The 18,795-nt window shown below is 37.4% G+C and carries 18 protein-coding genes; 6 read left to right on the top strand and 12 right to left on the bottom strand.

All coding sequences use genetic code 11. The annotated features are described in order from the left end of the window. Window positions 1-35: 35 nt before the first annotated feature. Together ESZ36_RS21305 and ESZ36_RS21300 are read left to right on the top strand one after the other, a co-directional pair. Entirely contained in the window at window positions 36-659 is a 624-nt protein-coding gene (locus ESZ36_RS21305; protein WP_146791613.1) for a GNAT family N-acetyltransferase, read from the top strand. Next, window positions 646-1,314, top strand: coding sequence for an FMN-binding negative transcriptional regulator (locus ESZ36_RS21300; RefSeq protein WP_146791611.1), 669 nt, complete (start codon window positions 646-648; stop codon window positions 1,312-1,314). The genes ESZ36_RS21305 and ESZ36_RS21300 overlap by 14 nt, the downstream gene beginning before the upstream one ends. 192 nt (window positions 1,315-1,506) lie before the next feature. On the opposite strand, the gene ESZ36_RS21295 is transcribed toward ESZ36_RS21300, so the two are convergent. The 3 genes from ESZ36_RS21295 to ESZ36_RS21285 all read right to left on the bottom strand — a co-directional run bounded on the left by ESZ36_RS21295 (window position 1,507) and on the right by ESZ36_RS21285 (window position 5,513). Continuing rightward, complete coding sequence (locus ESZ36_RS21295; RefSeq protein ID WP_170235913.1) at window positions 1,507-2,745, bottom strand: porin family protein; 1,239 nt, start codon at window positions 2,743-2,745, stop codon at window positions 1,507-1,509. A 389-nt stretch (window positions 2,746-3,134) separates the two neighbouring features. Continuing rightward, the gene (locus ESZ36_RS21290; protein ID WP_146791609.1) at window positions 3,135-4,811 is read right to left on the bottom strand and encodes a 2Fe-2S iron-sulfur cluster-binding protein; all 1,677 of its coding nucleotides are present in this window, start codon (window positions 4,809-4,811) and stop codon (window positions 3,135-3,137) included. A gap of 156 nt (window positions 4,812-4,967) precedes the next feature. Continuing rightward, a complete protein-coding gene (locus tag ESZ36_RS21285; protein WP_146791607.1) occupies window positions 4,968-5,513 on the bottom strand; it encodes a carboxymuconolactone decarboxylase family protein in 546 nt (181 codons plus the stop codon). Between the two features lie 275 nt (window positions 5,514-5,788). Here ESZ36_RS21285 and ESZ36_RS21280 point away from each other — a divergent pair, with 275 nt between their 5' ends. Then, window positions 5,789-6,688: a LysR family transcriptional regulator gene (locus tag ESZ36_RS21280; RefSeq protein ID WP_211357838.1), complete on the top strand. Its 900-nt coding sequence runs from the start codon at window positions 5,789-5,791 to the stop codon at window positions 6,686-6,688. 91 nt (window positions 6,689-6,779) lie between these two features. Here ESZ36_RS21280 and ESZ36_RS21275 read toward each other — a convergent pair whose 3' ends face one another. The 3 genes from ESZ36_RS21275 to ESZ36_RS21265 form a co-directional block, all read right to left on the bottom strand. After that, window positions 6,780-7,988, bottom strand: coding sequence for a B12-binding domain-containing radical SAM protein (locus ESZ36_RS21275; RefSeq protein WP_146791605.1), 1,209 nt, complete (start codon window positions 7,986-7,988; stop codon window positions 6,780-6,782). 148 nt (window positions 7,989-8,136) lie between these two features. Continuing rightward, on the bottom strand, window positions 8,137-8,316 hold the full coding sequence (locus ESZ36_RS21270; protein ID WP_211357837.1) for a hypothetical protein: 180 nt from the start codon (window positions 8,314-8,316) through the stop codon (window positions 8,137-8,139). Window positions 8,317-8,333: 17 nt separating this feature from the next. After that, window positions 8,334-8,558 (bottom strand): hypothetical protein, encoded by a 225-nt coding sequence (locus tag ESZ36_RS21265; RefSeq protein WP_146791604.1) that lies wholly within the window; start codon window positions 8,556-8,558, stop codon window positions 8,334-8,336. Window positions 8,559-8,858: 300 nt separating this feature from the next. Here ESZ36_RS21265 and ESZ36_RS21260 point away from each other — a divergent pair, with 300 nt between their 5' ends. The 3 genes from ESZ36_RS21260 to ESZ36_RS21250 all read left to right on the top strand — a co-directional run bounded on the left by ESZ36_RS21260 (window position 8,859) and on the right by ESZ36_RS21250 (window position 10,997). Then, window positions 8,859-9,446 (top strand): TetR/AcrR family transcriptional regulator, encoded by a 588-nt coding sequence (locus ESZ36_RS21260; RefSeq protein ID WP_146791603.1) that lies wholly within the window; start codon window positions 8,859-8,861, stop codon window positions 9,444-9,446. A gap of 69 nt (window positions 9,447-9,515) precedes the next feature. After that, window positions 9,516-10,088, top strand: coding sequence for a hypothetical protein (locus ESZ36_RS21255; RefSeq protein WP_146791602.1), 573 nt, complete (start codon window positions 9,516-9,518; stop codon window positions 10,086-10,088). Window positions 10,089-10,097: 9 nt separating this feature from the next. Continuing rightward, a complete protein-coding gene (locus tag ESZ36_RS21250; protein ID WP_146791601.1) occupies window positions 10,098-10,997 on the top strand; it encodes a sterol desaturase family protein in 900 nt (299 codons plus the stop codon). 96 nt (window positions 10,998-11,093) lie between these two features. Here ESZ36_RS21250 and ESZ36_RS21245 read toward each other — a convergent pair whose 3' ends face one another. From ESZ36_RS21245 to ESZ36_RS21220, 6 genes are all read right to left on the bottom strand, one after another. Next, on the bottom strand, window positions 11,094-11,963 hold the full coding sequence (locus ESZ36_RS21245) for a M15 family metallopeptidase (RefSeq protein WP_146791600.1): 870 nt from the start codon (window positions 11,961-11,963) through the stop codon (window positions 11,094-11,096). 204 nt (window positions 11,964-12,167) lie between these two features. Further along, a complete protein-coding gene (locus ESZ36_RS21240; RefSeq protein ID WP_146791598.1) occupies window positions 12,168-12,548 on the bottom strand; it encodes a hypothetical protein in 381 nt (126 codons plus the stop codon). A 271-nt stretch (window positions 12,549-12,819) separates the two neighbouring features. Next, window positions 12,820-13,965 (bottom strand): bifunctional chorismate mutase/prephenate dehydrogenase, encoded by a 1,146-nt coding sequence (gene tyrA, locus ESZ36_RS21235; RefSeq protein ID WP_146791596.1) that lies wholly within the window; start codon window positions 13,963-13,965, stop codon window positions 12,820-12,822. Window positions 13,966-14,426: 461 nt separating this feature from the next. Continuing rightward, on the bottom strand, window positions 14,427-15,521 hold the full coding sequence (locus ESZ36_RS21230; protein ID WP_146791594.1) for a 3-deoxy-7-phosphoheptulonate synthase: 1,095 nt from the start codon (window positions 15,519-15,521) through the stop codon (window positions 14,427-14,429). 401 nt (window positions 15,522-15,922) lie between these two features. After that, on the bottom strand, window positions 15,923-17,869 hold the full coding sequence (gene acs, locus ESZ36_RS21225) for an acetate--CoA ligase (RefSeq protein ID WP_146791592.1): 1,947 nt from the start codon (window positions 17,867-17,869) through the stop codon (window positions 15,923-15,925). 502 nt (window positions 17,870-18,371) lie between these two features. Further along, window positions 18,372-18,689, bottom strand: a complete 318-nt coding sequence (locus ESZ36_RS21220; protein WP_146791588.1) for a DUF6172 family protein — start codon at window positions 18,687-18,689, stop codon at window positions 18,372-18,374. Window positions 18,690-18,795 lie beyond the last annotated feature (106 nt).

Below are 18,795 nucleotides of genomic sequence, written 5' to 3'. Positions count from 1 at the left end.
TAACAACTATTACCTAACCTTTTATGGAACAACTTATGTTACAACCGACACTAAAACCCATCACGCTAGAAACCAGCTTAATAAAATTAGAACCAATGGGTTTGCAACACTTAAATGGTTTTTTATCAGCAGGAAATCACCCACAAGTTTGGCAGCATATGCCATTAAATCGTTGTCAAAGTCCAGAAATTGCATCGGCATGGATGAAAGAAGCGATCGATGAAATGACGCAAGGTTTACAGATCGCCTTTGTCACCATTGATAAGAGAGCCAACAAAGTCATCGGTTCAACACGTTTATTCCGTTGTAATGATATAGATAAAAGCATTGAGGTTGGTCATACGTTTATCACGCCTGAATTTCAACGAAGTTACGTTAATTCTCATGCAAAATACTTAATGTTAAAGCACGCTTTTGAACATTTAAAAATGGCACGTGTTGAAATCTGTACTCATGAAAATAACCAACAATCTCGACAAGCAATTGCCCGCATTGGTGGGCACTTTGAAGGTGTTTTAAGAAAAAATCGTCGTGCACCTAATGGTGACTATAGAAATAGCGCCCTATTTAGCATCATTGATGATGAGTGGCCTCAAGTAAAACAGCACTTGTTAAGCACAGGAAAAAACCAAGAGGAATTTAGTCATGTACCCAGCTAAGCATTATCAAGCAAGCGAGAAAAACATTACCCATTATCATGACATTATTGAGAGTAACCCTTTAGCCACATTAATATTTAGTCATGGTTCAGAGATTGACGTTAGTCATATTCCTTGTCACTTTTCTCTCAAGACTACTAACACTAACACACAGCAACTAGTGAGAAGTACGCTTACGGCTCATGTGAGTAACCTACACCCATTAGCCGAACTACTCCAACACTCACCAACAGTAGCTCTTCAATTAGTTTTTCATGGTGACGATGCCTACATATCACCACGGGATGTTCCTAAACAACATAGCCGCGCGCAAAGCGTACCCACATGGAATTATGCCAAAGTACATGTATCAGGTACTGCTCATGAGATAAAAGATATTGATGATAAATATCAATATATGGCAGCAAGTACGGCTTACTTCGAACAACGCCTATCGAAAAACAACATGAATCAACCCTGGTCAATAGAAGAAGCACCAGCGATTGCCATCCAAAAAATGCTTAATGCTATTACCATTTTTAGTATCACGATTACTCATCTGGAAGGCAGATTTAAGCTCAGTCAAAATAAATCCAAAGCAGTACAAAAAGAGATTGCAGAACAATTGACAACAAGGGGCGTTGAAGAACTTGGCCAGCTCATGCTAGCGCTTTAACATAAAGAATAGTGATAAAAAAAGTTAATACTCAATTTATTGAATATTAACTTTTTAGTAGCAACTGATAGTTGCCTATAATTAGGTTCTAACATTTTGGTGCTAAGGCTGTATTTCTAGACTCTAGCGCTATGATTTATGCTTTTACCCTTACCTTTAAAATTGCTTTTAAATTTATATTTAAAAGCACGCTTAAAAGTAATAACCAAAATTAATATTAAATCTTGTTTGCCAATCATCACTATCGCCTGCCATGGTGCCGCCGACGAATGGCTGATTTTTTGCTCTAACAAAATCAACATAGGTATACAGTCCACCCGCTGAAATAGCGACGCCCAAGACGTTCATAATGGTGTCATTATTAAAATCGCCCGATTTATCCGTCATCAAATTATAATTATTATAAAAATTTAATGAGGTAATAGGTCCAAACTCAACAGGTTTTAAGTAGGCGACATTAACAGTATAAAGCTTAGCCTCACTTGGAATGGAATCATAAAAACTATAAGCACCAACAGCAATTGAGGGTGAGTATTCATCAAAATCATACTCATAGTCGGTATACTGTAGCTTTACATTCCAGCGATCAAATTGTGCATCACTGTGTATAGCATAAGCAGTTCGCTCACCTATCGACGAACTTGAGTCACGTAAATCACCGCTCAAGTAAGAGAAGCCCAGTTCAACATTTGATAACTGATAAGCATAACGTAAACTTATTGTATTATGTTCGGCAGCTGCACTTTGTGGTTCGTCATAAATGCCTTCATCATTTGCACGAACACCAACAATATCGTAAGAATATCTATCAGATCTATCATCTACGTAGCCATCAATTCCACCCATTTCATCTGTAAAGAAGAAGGCGATCCTTAAATCATGTTCATCAGTTTTTCTAATAAATTTGATACCTGCATCATAATCATCTTCTAAACCAACATAATAATTACTACTAAAAAAGTAGTTATGTGAGTTGTAATTCAAGTTACCAAACGGCACTCGTGTTATACCTATTTGACCTTGCCATTTTTCATCAAAATCATAGCCAGCCCAAGCATGATGAATCACGTTCATATATTGAAACCAGCGATATTGGGCAGATAAAATCACCCCGCCAACCTCACCATTTAAATCAAGGCGGAAAACATCAAAATCTAAATCGCCTCCTCGGCTGGTATTGTCATCATTATAGTCTTCATAAGAATACTGAAACCTGACTGCCCCACCTAATTTAATGCCAGTATCTTCTTTTTTATCTACTTCTTTATCTACTTCTTTATCTACTTCTTTATCAGCAGAGCTAACTGAATCTTTTAGCGCTTGTATTTCTATTTCTAATTGATTAACTTTTTTTATTAATTCTTCATCATCAGCCGAAAAACACGATGATGAAAAAGACATGATGACTAAAGTAATGGCCAAAAATTTCATAATTCCTACCTAGATATATTTCATTAAAATATTGCGTACTTTGCTAATTATTACATATGTTTACACTTTATATGAATATAGTTACAGTATTTCACTGGTTAGAAATGCTCAAAGCAAGTTTAACAGTGCTTATTAGTAGTAGTTGAAATATGTTTCTTTAGCAAATTTAACTAATAAAAAGAAACTGTTATAAAAAATAATACAGGCTTTTTCTTTGTCTGAAATCACTCAAAATGCCATATTAACCACTTTGAATACTCAAGACCTGACACTGGATAAGCAGTAGTCATCCATAAGCTTAATTCTGTTAAGCTCGACTGATTTACTAATCTGTTTTCTTTGGCAAGTTGGAACTTGCGCCCTTATTAAAACTCATTAATTTTCCTTATTTAAAGATCCAACTCTAACGTGTCTTGAGCAGCTCTTGAGACGCACAGACACATAAGCTTATTTACTTTGTCGGTGTTGGTTAGACATTCATCTTTGTGGATGATATTGCCTTTAACTACCGATACAACACACGTTTTACATTCGCCCGTTTTGCAACTGTAAGGTACGTTAATACCTTGAGCTAGCACCGCGTCTAAAACAGATTCTTGAGCAGACACAGTGAATTGCTTTGCTGAGCGATTAAGTTTTAACATAAAGGATTTTGCCGTAGCATCTAGCTTATGCTCAAAGCGCTCAAAATGCAGACGGCTGCTTTCAATGCCATGCTTTTGAGCAAGATAAAGCAACTGATCTATCATCTTTTGTGGGCCACAAAAATAAAAGTGTGCCTTCGCAGGAGCGCTAATTAATAGCTTATCAAGATTTAGTTTTTTGCCTTCATCGCTCGCATATAAATGTAATTTATCGCCTAGTTGCCTGCTTAGTCGATCACTGAAGGCCATTTCATCAATTGAGCGACCGCAATAATGCAATGAAAAATCACGCTGCTGACTTGTTAATGTTAAGGCCATCGCTTTAATAGGTGTAATGCCAATACCGCCAGCAATCAAAATGACAGGCGATGTTGACTGCTCGAGGGGAAAGTAATTTTGAGGTTGTGAACAGTTTAACCTGAGCCCAAGTGTGAAATGCTGGTGGATAAGCTCAGAACCACTTTGATCACTTTCTTTATAGTTTGATTTATTAGCTTCTTTTAGATCCTTATGATGCTTTAGTACTGCAATTTCATAACAATCAGTTCTACTCGGATTTGAACATAATGAGTAATGTCTGTGCGTAATTTTTCCATCACTTAATACCACAGGTATCGCCAAGTGTGCACCGGCCTCAAAAGCAGGTAAGGTTTCACCCATGGCATGTTTGAGTTCAATAGCTCTAATACGTGGGGTCAATTGTCTAATGCCACTAATAACTAACGGTAACTCCCCTTCCCCTGATATTTGCGGATAATCAGCGAAACTTACTTTTGGTAATGAACTGTCTTGCGATGAAGCTTCATTCGATGAAAAGGCAAGCTGCTGCGACTTCAACTGTGCTTTTACTTCTGATAGTTCATTAGTTAGTGGCGTAATGAACGACTCAAGTTCACTTTCACTATATCTAGGCGTTATATGCTGTGGGCAATTCCAATCGAACGCTTCAACTTTAATGACGAAACCACGCTCTACTTTAGCTCTATAATGATCATCTTCAAGACTGGCAAGTGTTTGCCAATCATCTTCGGCTACTTGACTGATTCTCCCCATCAATTTTAAGCGACGTTTATTAGGATAATCGACAAAAATTAAAGCAACACGATCATTATTGCGGAAGTTTCCTGCACTTACATACTGGCGATTACCTTTATAATCCGCAAAACCTAATGTGGAAGCATCAAGCACTTTTAGAAACCCTTTAGGTCCGCCACGATGTTGAACATAGGGCCAATCAGTTTCACTAACACTTGCCATATATAAGCTATCTCGCTGGGCAATAAACTCTGCTTCAACAGCTGATAAGAGAAAATTATAATCCTCCCCTTGATCCATACTGGCATAGCCTGCTCGACTATTCTGCTCCTGCTGCATTGCTCTTACTGTCTCAGTAAAGGCTAGTTGTGCGTATTTATGTGCCATGATTCGACTCCTGCTGGATCACTAAATTCATTATTAGACTAAGTAGATGATATTTGAAGATAACTAGAGCATTTTGATAACCATCACCTTTTGATAAATAAAGCTTTAGAATTAGAATAGTTCAAACGAACTCTTTGTACGTTTGAACTATTAATCCTAAGATGCTTTTTGCAGGGCGATTTTAGGGAAATCGATAGAGACACGACTTGCCTTACCCAGAATGTTTGTCATGATATTCATCCCTACATGAGTAATAATTTCAACAATCTCAGCATCTGAATAACCAGCATTACGGATCTCTAGTAACTCAGCCGTTGTCACTTCACCATTATGCTCAGCTAAAGAACGAGCAAACTTAACCGCGATAGCAGCTTGTGCATCTTGACTACCACCCGCTCTGTTTTCAGCCATTTCATCTTCAGTTAAACCTACCCCTTTACCTATTGCAGTATGTGCTGAAACACAGTATTCACAGGCATTTTGTTCAGCCAAACCTAAGGCAATACGCTCTTTAGTTTTAGACGTTAACTCTCCCTCGTTAGCGATAGAGTGTAAACCTAAAAATGCTTTTAAGGCTGCTGGTGAGTTAGCAAATACTTTTAAGAAGTTTGGCACCATACCAAGTTGGCTTGTGATGGCAGCATAAAGCTCTGTTTGCTCTGGATTTGCTTGCTCTGGGGTAACTAAATTAATACGACTCATTGTTCTTCCTTATTTTCATTAAAATATAAAATATAAACTGACAGTTAAACGTCATGTTCTTGATTATGTTGCTGGTTATCTTTTCAGCAACGATTTTTTCCTATATTGCTCTTCACTACTTGCAATATCGCACTTAGCTGTTGTCATCTCATCTGAAGATTTAATGCTGTAACCAAGCGATGAAGCTATTGTGAAACAAAACGGTTTAATTAAGAATAAGCATGATTTACAATTGATTATTCCAAATAATGAAATAATCAGTAGAGAGACACACAATGGATACACTTCACTTAATGAAGGTCTATATTGCCGTTGCTGAAGAGCAAGGTTTCTCAGCTGCGAGTCGACGTCTCAATATGTCTGCTCCTACCGTTACCAGAGCAGTGGCGCACTTAGAGGAAATATTAAAAGTAAAACTGCTCAATAGAACCACGCGTTATGTCAGAATGACTGAGGCTGGCGCTCGTTATTTGGAAGATGCAAAAAGAATTTTGCAGGACGTAAATATTGCTAACGAAGCTGCTTTAGGTATCAACTCTACCCCACAAGGGAAAATTAGTGTCACTGCCCCTGTGCTTTTTGGCCAACAGTTCGTATTGCCAACTATCACCGACTATTTAGTTCGTTATCCGCAGACACAAGTTAATGCTGTTTTCTTAGATAGAGTGGTTAATTTACTCGAAGAAGGTCATGACGTTGGCATTCGTATTGGTGAACTGCTTGATTCAAGTATGCGCGCCAAAAAGGTCGGTAATGTTAGGCTCATACTTGTTGCTTCTCCTGAGTATTTAGCGAAAAATGGTATACCAAAAAACTGTCAAGAGCTGGCACAACATACGCTCATTGCCGCGAATACCGGTAGCCTTAACCCTGATTGGCAGTTCCTGGTAAATAAGCAAAACCAAACAGTAAAGATCAATCCTAGATTGACCGTTACGACAAATCAGGCAGCAATTAATGCGGCAAAAAATGGCTTAGGAATAACCCGAGTTATTTCATATCAAGTTGCTGAAGAACTTAGAAATAATAAGCTTAAAATACTATTAGAAACTTTTGAATATCCTGCTAAACCCATTAATATAGTACACAGAGAAGATAAGTTTTCTTCTGCTAAAGTGAGAAGTTTTATCGACTTACTCGCTGAGAACTTACAAGCTAATTCCGCTTTAAACTAAGTGAAGGCATGCCTGTTAGCTAATATGAATGCTAAGTGCGGGCAATGAGCACTCAAGGTGCTCACTTCAGTGATTTTTTCAGCATAAACAGTCAAAAGCTATATCTTAATTTTTCCATAAAACTCGCCGTTTTAGTCCATACCCAATAAACACCTTCTTCTAGTTCAGCTGTCGACATATTTTTAGGTTGGTACACGGCGTGGCTGCCATCATATTGCGACCAGTCTTTTGTTAGTATTCTATTTTCCTTATCAAGTTTTTTAAACGTTTCCGAACCTGGAAATGGGATCATAAAGTGCGGAATAACCTTATCCACTTTAATTTCCTTCACAAAATCTACCGTTTCTTGAAAGATAGTTGAGGTATGTTCATCAAAGCCAAACAAAAAGTCGCCCCAAATTTCTATATCGTACTTTCTAATTATTTCCATATAGCTTTGCATTTTCTCAGGTTTAACAAAGCCCTTTTTCTGTGCTTTTAACGCTTCAACTGACGGTGTTTCTATGCCCAACAATAGTGCCTTTACTCCGGCATTTTTTGCCGCCTGCAACAACTCTTCATCTCTTGCAATTAAGACAGTTGTTTCTCCATAAAACTTTAACCCTAATGGGGCAATCGCTTTAAATAGTTCCAGAGCATAGTCTCGATTATGAGTAAGATTATCTGAATGAAGCTCAACCCACTTTATGCCTAATGACTTTAAATGTTTTAACTCTTCAACGATATTTTCAATCGGTCGCATTTGAAATTTATTAAAAAATTGATGTACCAAACAAAAGTCACACTTAAAGGGACAACCGCGTGTCACAACGACTGACCATGTATAGTTGTAAGTTTTGGGAGAGATTAGATCAGTCGGATATGGGTTAAGCCTACTTAAATCAAGAGGTGCTTGGCTTTGATAAATGTCTTTCAACATTCCTTGTTGAAAATCTTCTAACAGTGTTTCCCAATAGTTTTCAATTTCACCTATGATTAACGCGTGGCAATATTTTGATGCCTCATCTTGGTTGAACATTGTGTGTAAGCCGCCAAGGATGACCGTTTTGCTTTTATCGACAAATGTTTGTGAGATCTCATACGCACGGTAGGCATCGGGTGTTGACGCGAATATAACAATTAAGTCCGCATCAGAATCAAAATTGGTTTTCATGCCAATGGTCTCATCGGCCATTTCAACTTGATATTGCTTTGGTGTTGCTGCCGCCGCTGCAAAAATATTCTGAGGTGGCCCGCCAGTTTCAGCTTTATACTTTGAATAATCACTACCCGTTGAGGCTTTGATAAAATAAATTTTCATAATAATGATTCCAATTAACCTAACCTTGTATGGATAAAAGACAAATTATTCACCAATCACCTGCTGTGGGTATTAACTCGCTGCACTACCGAGTGTTGGCTTATCTTTTACTCAAACTCTATTCATTCAATAAAGTACAATGCTGTTATTACTCGCTAGAAAAGAAGCAGCTAATACCCAGAATAATCCATCCAGAAACGGCTACCCAATAAAGCATTGGCTCTTGATCTCGATAAACAACGTCATACAAAAGTGTGTAACCAAAATAAATGTCCCATGCAGCCCACAAAAACAAAGCAACACCAACAACACGCCAAAAAATAGTCATAATATTTAACACCTTAATTAATTTTTAACAACTGAGATAACAACAACTTCAATTGTGCCTAGCACTATAAAAACGAACAGCATGTGCCACCACTTAACCGAAGCATTCTTGGCGATAATGCCTTCACTCCAGCACCAAACAAAAATCAGCACAAGCCATAACCAATTTGATGTGATTGGCATCAGTACAAACACGAATAATACACTCGCAAAAAAAACATTTATTAAAATGAGCGCTAACATGGATCCCTTGTTTCCTTAAGATAATAAGTTCAGCAAATAACATCACAATTCATCAGCATTTAAAATGTGAGGTCTTTTAACCTCAAAACCTCCTCTACACACCAACAGCACAATTGACGTAAATAGAGTTAATAGCTGAGTTATTCTGCTCATATTCTTGCCTTACTACTATCGAACTATCGTATATTTTCATACTGACAATTTATAGACTACCTTAATTCACCTTTAATTGTCAACGTGACAATTAAAGGTATTTATTATACTATTGCTGGTAAGTTAACTTATTGTTGGGGAAGGTTTATGGCAAGGCCAAGTATGGCAGGACAACGCAAAGAAGAAATATTAGATGCGCTAGAACAATGTATCTTAGATAAAGGTATTCAAGCGACATCACTAGAAAACATTGCAGAAATCGCCAAGATGAAACGCACTATTTTACGTCATTACATTGGTAATCGTGATGATATAATTTGTGCATTAAGTGCAAGATGGACAAGTAAATACACGCAACAATGGCAAGAGCTATTAACATACCTCCCTACGTCAAACAGAGTTGAAGCGCTCATAGAATCTATCTTTTCTAACCGTAGTAAAGATATGATGAACAATACTATTATTGGCGAAGCGATATTTTCTGAAGCGAAAAGGTTAGTAACAATCAAGCTTCATCAGAAACAGATCATGCAAGAATTTATTCAGCACCTTGTCAATGAATTTTCAACACAATACCCAAATGTTAAACAAGATAAAATCGAACTCATTGCCTACGGAATTTACGCTAATTATTTAATGAGTGAATCACTATTACCATTAGGGATGTTTGATGAAATGTATAAGTTAAAACAAACCTCAATGTTATTAAGTTCACAATTATCAACACAACATTAAATTTTCATATTGACAATCAATAACTAGTTACGTAAATTACACAACATAATTTATGTTTAGGTGTGTCGTATGAGTTTATTCAATTCAATATTAACTTCTTTTATTATCGTGGCTACTTTTTGGGGATTAGCCTTATTTCAAGGTAAAATAGCGCATGCAATTCAGCCGCAAAAAATCATTCAAGAGGTGCAAAAAGAAGTAAAAGAACCGTCTATTGTAAATCTAACAAAGGCAGTGAAACCTGAGTCCATTGATATCACAGGTATTCGCCAACAAGTTGAATTAGCTGATATTCAGCTTTTATGGCAAAAGTTTAATAACAGTACCAAACTACACAAACACCTTAAATATCAGCCAAAAAAAGTTTATGTTTTATATCAGAAAATTTCTAAAGACTATCAGCAAGCAGAGGTAACCATTGGTTACGATATAAACGAAATGACTCAGTTTAATAAACACTACTCCATTGATATCAGTCATAACTCTGTATTATTACCTGAAAATAAGTACGATAAAACACAGCTATCTGACGCTTGGGAAAAGATAAACCACCAAAAAATAAAAGAGTACGTACTTGAAGTGCATGCATTAAATCAACAAGGCGAAACAACTACTACACAAGTATTTGTGTCGTACCAATAGGAGCATACTATGGATTTTTTAACTGGAATTTTTTCGCCTGACGAGATTTGGGGCATAGAAGTATGGATGAATGATTGGTTTTTTGTACTTGCTATTGGCTTTTTTATTGTCGAATGTCTTCGTTATGCCGTAAAGAAAGAATTCACCAAAAATTTCCTTGGCGATAGTATTGCAAACTTTGCCACCTTAGGTTTATTTATAATCATTCTGGCTATTGTCGGCGCAGCTTACGCAGGTGTGTTTTTATATATCTATGACAACTTTAGAGTGACTGAGCTCCCCCTTACTGGTTGGACGATTCTTTGCTGTATTGTCTTAGCTGATCTTGCTTATTATTGGGAACACAGATTTTTACACATGAACGGTTTTGGTTGGGCAACTCATACGGTACATCATAGCTCGCCCCACTTTAATATTTCAGTGGCCTATCGTCATGGTCCTATGGATTGGTTTTTTCCTTTATTCTTCCATTTACCGTTAGCCATTTTAGGCTTTCATCCCTTTATTATTTTCTTGGCTGAAATAATTGTGCAATTATTTCAAACCCTATTACACACAGAGACTGTAAAAAAACTACCTCGCCCTATTGAAACACTATTTAACACGCCTTCTCATCATAGAGTTCACCATGGCACTAACAAGCAATATTTAGATAAAAATTATGCCGGTATTTTTATTATTTGGGACAAGATGTTTGGCACGTTTGCTGAAGAAAAAGAACCTGTATCCTATGGTGTGCATCCTCAACTAAATAGTGTAAACCCGTTGAAAGTGTTTTTTTCTGGTTATGCAAAACTAACGAGTCGATTATGGCATGCACCCAACTGGGGTTACCGCTGGAACTTACTGACTAAATCACCAACGTGGGCGTGGCAACAAGAACAAAATTTAAAAAGCAGCATCAAGTAAATACACTTATTATGCTCACTACTTTGATATAACAGGTAGATTTTGTAAAAAGGCTAATAGACTTCAACAGGCATGTACCTTAATTCTTATGCTTCATTATGGCATTTCAGTCATTATAGCGTCGGTACATGCTGCTCGTGCCTCAGTCTGATCTCGTTCGCCTTGACTGTTTTTCCTACAATCTAGATACATTGAAATATAACTATTTAACAGCATTTCACCATGATTAAAGTTTTTTGCAACTAGCTCTTCGATAAATGAGCGCGGGCCCACTTGAAAATGTTGATAATCAACGGGGTAATTCCAATAACCACCCCAGACAAAAAATCCATGCTCCGCAAAAATATCAACGACATCCTCGGCCATACCTGAACGCTTCGGTTTACCTGGACGATGATTTAATCGGTTCACGGCAAGGTGTGCGCTTTTTGCAGGAGTGATTTTCGCCGTACCATCTTTCTCTATATCTATGAATGGATTTTGTATAGGATTTATATCAATCGCAACGCCATAAGCATGAAGAGACCAGCGTGAACCTCCCGTGATAGCTCTCCCATTGAACGCAGAAGTATTATTATCATCCATAGAAGCATTGTCATCACCAAGGTATGATTCTATCGGACGGGCTTTACTAATGACGAAACGTTGTTTCAGCAATTTCTCCATTAGCACCATAACTTTAGGTGCAAGAACATCGAAAACGATCAGTACTCCATCTTGCTTCACTACGCCTAATTCATTTATGTAACTAAAGTTAACCCGATTAAGTCTATTACAAGGTATAGGATTATTTTTTGTAATGACATTATCTCTAAATAACTGGCTACATTCTTTATTGGTTAACTTGGAAAACGTAAATTCATCAAAAGCTATCCCCTGTTTTGCATTGCAAAAAATGCTGATAGTTAGACCGAGAATAATTACAAATAGCTTTGAATAAGTTTTATCCATTATTCGAGCTGTCATCGCACTTCCTTTGGGGTTTTATTCGAGCTAGTTAACTAGGTTTCATGCAGACAATTAATTTGATCAATGAATCGTTCTACAGAACTGTGAACTAAGGCAACATCGTAGTTATTATATGAAATAGCTACCCAGTCATGAGCATAGACAATGTCAGCTATGTATCTACATAACAATGATTAGCTGACATATACGTCAATAGATTAGCTAATGTTTAGTTGACGAGTACAAGCTATTACTTGAGCACTTTGACAACATTTTGAACTCTTTCTGTAAGGCTTTACCCTCTTCTGTTTTCTCCATTACATTCTCTCCTGCTGCCCAAGATTGCATGTTTGGATAGACATCAACAAACATAAATCCATTATGATTACCTACTCTAGGCTCCATATCATAGGAGTTAATCCCGCCACCCTTTACATTTGCATTCATGAATTTAACCCATTTTTCATTCAATGCAGCTGCGTCTTTCATCGTTTTATCTTCTTTCAGCTTACATTGCCAAACATCGACAATATTTTTTTCGGCGTAACAATTTGCGCTAAATATAAGTATTAAGGGGATAGTAAACTTTATTAAGTTATTCATTATGATTCCTTGATTAAATTGACCAAAGAAAACGAGGGGAAAGCGATTACCCAAGACATCATTCTAAAAATTACTTCGTGTCAATTATTGTTCACATAAATTGTTAATGCAAATAACTGAAATTATCAGACCTGCAAACTCAAACAAAAATTGATTGCTTTAACATAATTTATGGTAATGACTGGCAGGTTAGTTACAAAGGTTGATATCAAAAGAAGGAGTAGCGCTAGTAAGAATACTAGCGCAAAGCATTGAAAATGCTAAAGAGTACTTAGTGTTTTTTCAGTTCATTAGCTTTTAATAACATCGATTTACTTTCTTCAAGGAAATCTCCGGCATAATCACCAAACCAACCTGAAACATTATTAAACATATCAACAAAAGCATCCTTATCATCAAGGCTAACATCTTCAAGTAACTCTAAAAACCGGTAGGCAAAACGTTTCATCATGCTGACATTATCTTTGTTAGCAAAAATAATATCCGCATAAAGCGTAGGATCTTGAGCAAATAATCGTCCGACCATAATCAACTCTAATCGATAGATAGGTGAACTCATCGCGACTAGATTTTCAATATCAGCCCCTTCACTCATCAAGTGATAGCCATAAGCGATGGTAGAGAAATGTCGCATAACTTGTACCATCGACATGGCTTCATCATGCTCATGCGCTTGCACCGGATAAATTTTAGCGCCCCACACTTCAAACTGCTCAATGAGCCATTGATATTGTTCAGGGTTACGCCCTTCACAACTAATAATGGTTTGTTTAATTAAGCCTGTTACATCTGGACCAAACATAGGATGTAAACCAACGACCGGACCAGCATGCACCTTTTTCATTTCAAACAAAGGTGACTCTTTAATACTGGTTAAATCGGCAAGAATACACTCATTTGGTAAGTTATTAAGATGATTAATAACCATAGTCGTTAGGCGAATTGGCACAGCAACAATGACTAAGCTCGCATCAGCTAAAATAGCTTCGCTGTTGGGCCAGTCATTTTGCTCAATAATAGCAACTTGATAACTCGATCGCTGAAATAAGTCGACAAAAACAGAACCTAATTGCCCTTTACCGCCGACTACCACAACCTTTTTACATTCAGGGTTAACACAGCGATAGCCACTAGCATCTTGACTGACATAAGAGTCTCGCATTAAACGGCGTAAAACATCTTCAATTAAGTCAGGTGATAGACCAGCGTCACTTGCCTGCTGACGACGTTTAGCAAATAAACTTGCCTCGCGCTTAGCATCATAAATAGGTCTGCCAACACCACTTTTTAGTTGACCAACTTTACTGGTAACGGCAAGCCGTCTTTGCAATAACTTGACTAAGTCACTATCAATTTCATCAATTTCGTCACGTAAACTTGTTAACTTTTTATCAAAGTCGGGATCTGAATTTGTCATTAATGTCTCTTATCTACCACATATTATTTGAAGCATATTACATGATGCCTTTAAAATAGAAAACGCGACATATACCCATTACCAATCAAAGTGCAGGATTTCAGTGGGAATTAAAACCACTTTAGGCAAGGCAAATAATTTAAGCATAGTCATTCTATGGTTTGATTATTTAACGTAGTATAAAGTGATTTTAAACCCATCAAAGAAGCGCTTGAGCAACATCACTCCATCGTTGCTGTGACTTATAATGACGGTACAGGAAGTACCTTATTAGATAATGCAGGAGCAATTATCCTGAACAACCATTATTTCATCACAGCGCCTTGAATTGAAATTGCTCAAGCACTCTGAAACCTGCATCTTGAATGGTAAAGGGTATATACCCGTGCACTTTGATTGGTAGCGGGTATAAGTCACGTCTAATTAAAATATCTTACCTAGCAACGTTAGGCAAATAACCTTTAGGCTGTACGTGAAGTTAAACAACCTGATAGGCGTGCATTAGCATCATCTAATAGCTGTTCGGTTTCAGCAAAATCAATACAAGCGTCGGTTACAGACACACCGTAAGCTAAGTCTTCTTTTGCTAAATCACTGCTTTGATTACCCGCGTTAATATTACTCTCTAACATTATACCAATAATTGATTTATTACCCGCACAAATTTGTTCAACAACATCTTGTGTTACCAGTGGTTGGCGAGTGTAATCTTTACTTGAGTTACCGTGACTACAGTCAACAATAATACCTGGGGAGATATCTTGTTTAGCTAGGGCTTGCTCGCACTCTGCAATACTTTTTGCATCGTAATTAGGCGCTGTACCACCTCGTAAAATGACATGGCCATCAGGATTGCCGCTAGTTTGGATTAAAGCAACCTGCCCTTGACGGTTTATACCCATAAAGTGATGTGGTGAAGCTGCTGATTGCAATGCGTTTACTGCAACACTTAAGCTGCCGTTAGTACCATTTTTAAAACCTATTGGCATGGATAAACCACTTGCCATTTCTCTGTGAGTTTGCGACTCAGTGGTACGCGCGCCAATAGCTGACCAGCTGAATGCTTCAGCAAGGTATTGCGGGCTAATCGGGTCAAGTGCTTCCGTTGCTAAAGGCAAACCAAGCTCTGTTAAGTAAAGAATCAATTCACGCGCTTTTCGAAGGCCCGTTTCAACATCAAACGTACCATCCATATGTGGGTCGTTAATCAAACCTTTCCAACCTACTGTTGTCCGTGGTTTTTCAAAATAAACACGCATAACAATAAATAGTGAACCTTGGTATTTATTGTGTAGCACTTTTAACTGACGAGCATAATCTTTGGCTGCTTCAACATCATGCACAGAACACGGGCCTGAAATAACGAGCAAACGAGGATCTCGTTTGTGGATTATGTCACTAATCGTTTTACGTGACTGCTGAACAAACTCACGACCTTCTTCTGAAAGTGGTAATTCAGCACGTAACGCTTCTGGGGTAATTAATACATGCTCAGCGTTAACATGAATGTTATTTGAGCTGGTCGGCACGGCAGATAGTTCGTTGGCTGTTGTCATGATTTTTCCTCAATGTAGTTCTTTTTTCACCAAGTGGATCTTTAAAGTGTGTTTACGCTAGCTAAATAAACAGATTAAACATGTGAAATTCAAGGTAGGAAAAAAGCGACTAAATAAGGGCTACAGCTCAACCAAAAACAAAAACAAGAAATCGTAAAGATTTAATTACGCGATTTGTATTGTTATTTTTACACTCTTTTTTACGTATGTATAGTGTTAATTTGTAAAATGTAGAGAAAATGGAGTAAAAAATTTATCGATGAGAAAAAATAGTCGAAATAGGTAGTTTGCTAGTAAAATTATGTGAGCTATTTATCTAAGTCGACACACAAAAATATACGCCATAAAAAAAGCGCCTTTCGGCGCTTTTTATTAGTTTACGAATGATAAGCCGTTAAGGTTTATGCACCGTGAATGATACGTTTCTCAATCAAGTTTTCAACAACACTTGGGTCTGCCAATGTTGAAGTATCACCTAAACTATCTACATCATTTTCAGCAATCTTACGTAATATACGACGCATGATTTTACCTGAACGTGTTTTCGGTAAACCCGGTGACCATTGAATGTAATCAGGTTTTGCAAAGCGACCTAATTCTTTAGCAACAAATTCACGTAGCTCTGCATTTAACTCGTCTGATTCAGTAGCATTGCCCATTAAGGTCACGTAACAATAAACGCCTTGGCCTTTAATTTCATGTGGGTAACCAACAACAGCCGCTTCAGCAACAGCTGGGTGAAGTACTAAAGCACTTTCAATTTCAGCAGTACCTAATCTGTGTCCTGATACGTTAAGTACGTCATCAACACGACCTGTTATCCAGTAATAACCATCTTCATCACGTTTAGCGCCATCACAAGTAAAGTAATTACCTGGGTATTGACCTAAATAAGTTTGATAGAAACGATTATGATCACCATAAACGGTACGTAATTGTCCTGGCCAACTTGCCGTCATTACTAACAGACCTGCGTTTTCACCTTCTAAGGTATTGCCGTCTTTATCAAATAATGCAGGTTGTACACCAAAGAATGGCTTACCCGCACAACCTGGTTTCATGTCGACTGCACCAGGTAGTGAAGTAATTAAAATACCACCTGTTTCTGTCTGCCACCACGTATCAACAATTGGACAATTACTCTTGCCAACAACTTCATAATACCAATGCCATGCTTCAGGGTTAATTGGCTCACCTACCGTACCTAACAAGCGTAAAGAGGATAAATCAGCTTGGTTAACTAAATCATCACCAATACTCATCAATGCACGAATGGCAGTAGGAGCAGTGTAGAATACGTTAACTTTATGTTTTTCACATACTTGCCAAAAACGACCTGCATCTGGGTATGTTGGTACACCTTCAAATACTAACGTCGTTGCACCGTTTGCTAACGGGCCGTAGAAAATATAAGAGTGACCTGTGATCCAACCAGCATCGGCAGTACACCAGTAAACTTCGCCTTCTTTGTAATCAAACACATACTTATGTGTCATGGCTGCATAAAGAATATAACCACCACACGTATGTACTACACCTTTTGGCGTACCCGTTGAACCTGAAGTATAAAGAACAAATAATGGGTCTTCAGCATCCATTATTTCTGGTTCACATACTGCTGGTTGTTTGGCAACGGCTTCTTCGTAATTGATATCTACTTTGTCATTCCAAGCAACATCACCACCCGTGCGGGCAACAACAATTACTGAATGAACATTTGGACAATCTGTAACCGCTGCATCAACATTTGCTTTAAGCGGAATACGTTTACCACCACGTAATGATTGATCAGCTGTGATAATCACTTGGCAATCAGCATCAAGTACACGAGCTTTAATCGATTCAGTAGAGAAACCACCAAATACAACTGAGTGAATAGCACCAATACGTGCACACGCTAACATGGCGTAACCCACTTCAGGGATCATCGGCATGTAGATACAAACGCGATCGCCTTTTTTAACGCCACGCTCTTTTAATAAGTTAGCCAAACGACAAACATGGTCGTGTAACTCTTGATACGTTACTTTTGAGTCATCATTTGGATCATCACCTTCAAAAATAATAGCCGTATCATTTGCTTTAGTCGCTAAATGACGGTCAATACAGTTATAACTTACGTTAAGTTTAGCGCCAGAGAACCAGCTAATTTCAGAATTTTTAAGATCAACTTTAATTACGCTGTCCCAAGGTTGGTACCAATCAATAAATTCTTTTGCTTGTTCGCCCCAAAATTCATCAGGTTGCTCAATTGATTTCTTGTACATAGCATCGTATGTAGCTGCATCAATATGAGTATGCGCTTTGGCTTTCTCTGAAACTGGATAACAAGATTTTAATTCTTTCATTTTCTCTTCCTTCGGACTTAACTTGAGGTTATTAATACCATTGGTGTTAACTAAGTAACTCTATGTTGACCCATTAATTAACACATTTGGTATAACATGAAATATCTCTTCTTTATATTTATTATTCTTCAACGCTAAATGTTCTTTGCACATAGTTTTAACGTATTATTTTCTCTATTTCCAGCAATAAAACTATATGTGTTTTATTGCTAAAGATAATTTGATAACTAACATGCTAAAATTTTTAACTCGACTTTAATATACAACTTTAGTATTAAATTAAGTTTTTACTCTAAAAAATAGTAAGCGAAAATGGCTGGGCAGCACCATAACATTGAAAATAAAACATGACAACGCTGTCATTTCTAACCTGAATGTTTACCATAAAACAGCACCTGGCATGAGTTATTAGCTTTGTGCTTCTTTTATTTACTTTAGGGCATAAAAAAACCGAGCACATGGCTCGGTCATTTATTAACTTTAAACATTAGCTATGTGCTAATTAGTCTTCAAGGTCACTTTCATCTTCATCTCTTGGCGTAAAGGTTCTAATACCTTCTTTCGCTTCGATTTCAATGTAAAATGACGTTAAGCCGTCCACTTGAGTTTGATCAATGCGTTTATTAATATCTGACAATTGAACTGGCTCTGCTTCTTCTTTGGTATTACCAAATTGGCAATCAAAATCCCAAAAATCAGCACCTGCTGGTAATTTTTTATTGCGTTCTCTTTTAAGGTATTTTTTAACCTCATGCTTTACAGCGTCAACGCGTCTTTCAAGTTTTACTTTCGGGTGGGTCAATTCAAACGTTTTTTTCATGGATGGCCTATAAGTCTCTGGCTACAGTTGCTCGTTTATAAGACGAGAAAAAGGTGTAAATAGTATAATGTCGGCTATTTTACGTTACTTTCACGCAAGTAGCGAG

It is taken from the genome of Colwellia demingiae (genome assembly GCF_007954275.1).
Lineage (GTDB): Bacteria > Pseudomonadota > Gammaproteobacteria > Enterobacterales > Alteromonadaceae > Colwellia > Colwellia demingiae.
The sequence above is the reverse complement of the archived record's forward strand: the minus strand, read 5'-3'. Positions and strand labels throughout refer to the sequence as shown.

Coding starts and splice junctions, on each gene's coding strand:
- ESZ36_RS21305 (WP_146791613.1), top strand. CDS start 36: ATGTTACAACCGACACTAAAACCCATCACGCTAGAAACCAGCTTAATA.
- ESZ36_RS21300 (WP_146791611.1), top strand. CDS start 646: ATGTACCCAGCTAAGCATTATCAAGCAAGCGAGAAAAACATTACCCAT.
- ESZ36_RS21295 (WP_170235913.1), bottom strand. CDS start 2,745: ATGAAATTTTTGGCCATTACTTTAGTCATCATGTCTTTTTCATCATCG.
- ESZ36_RS21290 (WP_146791609.1), bottom strand. CDS start 4,811: ATGGCACATAAATACGCACAACTAGCCTTTACTGAGACAGTAAGAGCA.
- ESZ36_RS21285 (WP_146791607.1), bottom strand. CDS start 5,513: ATGAGTCGTATTAATTTAGTTACCCCAGAGCAAGCAAATCCAGAGCAA.
- ESZ36_RS21280 (WP_211357838.1), top strand. CDS start 5,789: ATGGATACACTTCACTTAATGAAGGTCTATATTGCCGTTGCTGAAGAG.
- ESZ36_RS21275 (WP_146791605.1), bottom strand. CDS start 7,988: ATGAAAATTTATTTTATCAAAGCCTCAACGGGTAGTGATTATTCAAAG.
- ESZ36_RS21270 (WP_211357837.1), bottom strand. CDS start 8,316: ATGACTATTTTTTGGCGTGTTGTTGGTGTTGCTTTGTTTTTGTGGGCT.
- ESZ36_RS21265 (WP_146791604.1), bottom strand. CDS start 8,558: ATGTTAGCGCTCATTTTAATAAATGTTTTTTTTGCGAGTGTATTATTC.
- ESZ36_RS21260 (WP_146791603.1), top strand. CDS start 8,859: ATGGCAAGGCCAAGTATGGCAGGACAACGCAAAGAAGAAATATTAGAT.
- ESZ36_RS21255 (WP_146791602.1), top strand. CDS start 9,516: ATGAGTTTATTCAATTCAATATTAACTTCTTTTATTATCGTGGCTACT.
- ESZ36_RS21250 (WP_146791601.1), top strand. CDS start 10,098: ATGGATTTTTTAACTGGAATTTTTTCGCCTGACGAGATTTGGGGCATA.
- ESZ36_RS21245 (WP_146791600.1), bottom strand. CDS start 11,963: ATGACAGCTCGAATAATGGATAAAACTTATTCAAAGCTATTTGTAATT.
- ESZ36_RS21240 (WP_146791598.1), bottom strand. CDS start 12,548: ATGAATAACTTAATAAAGTTTACTATCCCCTTAATACTTATATTTAGC.
- tyrA (WP_146791596.1), bottom strand. CDS start 13,965: ATGACAAATTCAGATCCCGACTTTGATAAAAAGTTAACAAGTTTACGT.
- ESZ36_RS21230 (WP_146791594.1), bottom strand. CDS start 15,521: ATGACAACAGCCAACGAACTATCTGCCGTGCCGACCAGCTCAAATAAC.
- acs (WP_146791592.1), bottom strand. CDS start 17,869: ATGAAAGAATTAAAATCTTGTTATCCAGTTTCAGAGAAAGCCAAAGCG.
- ESZ36_RS21220 (WP_146791588.1), bottom strand. CDS start 18,689: ATGAAAAAAACGTTTGAATTGACCCACCCGAAAGTAAAACTTGAAAGA.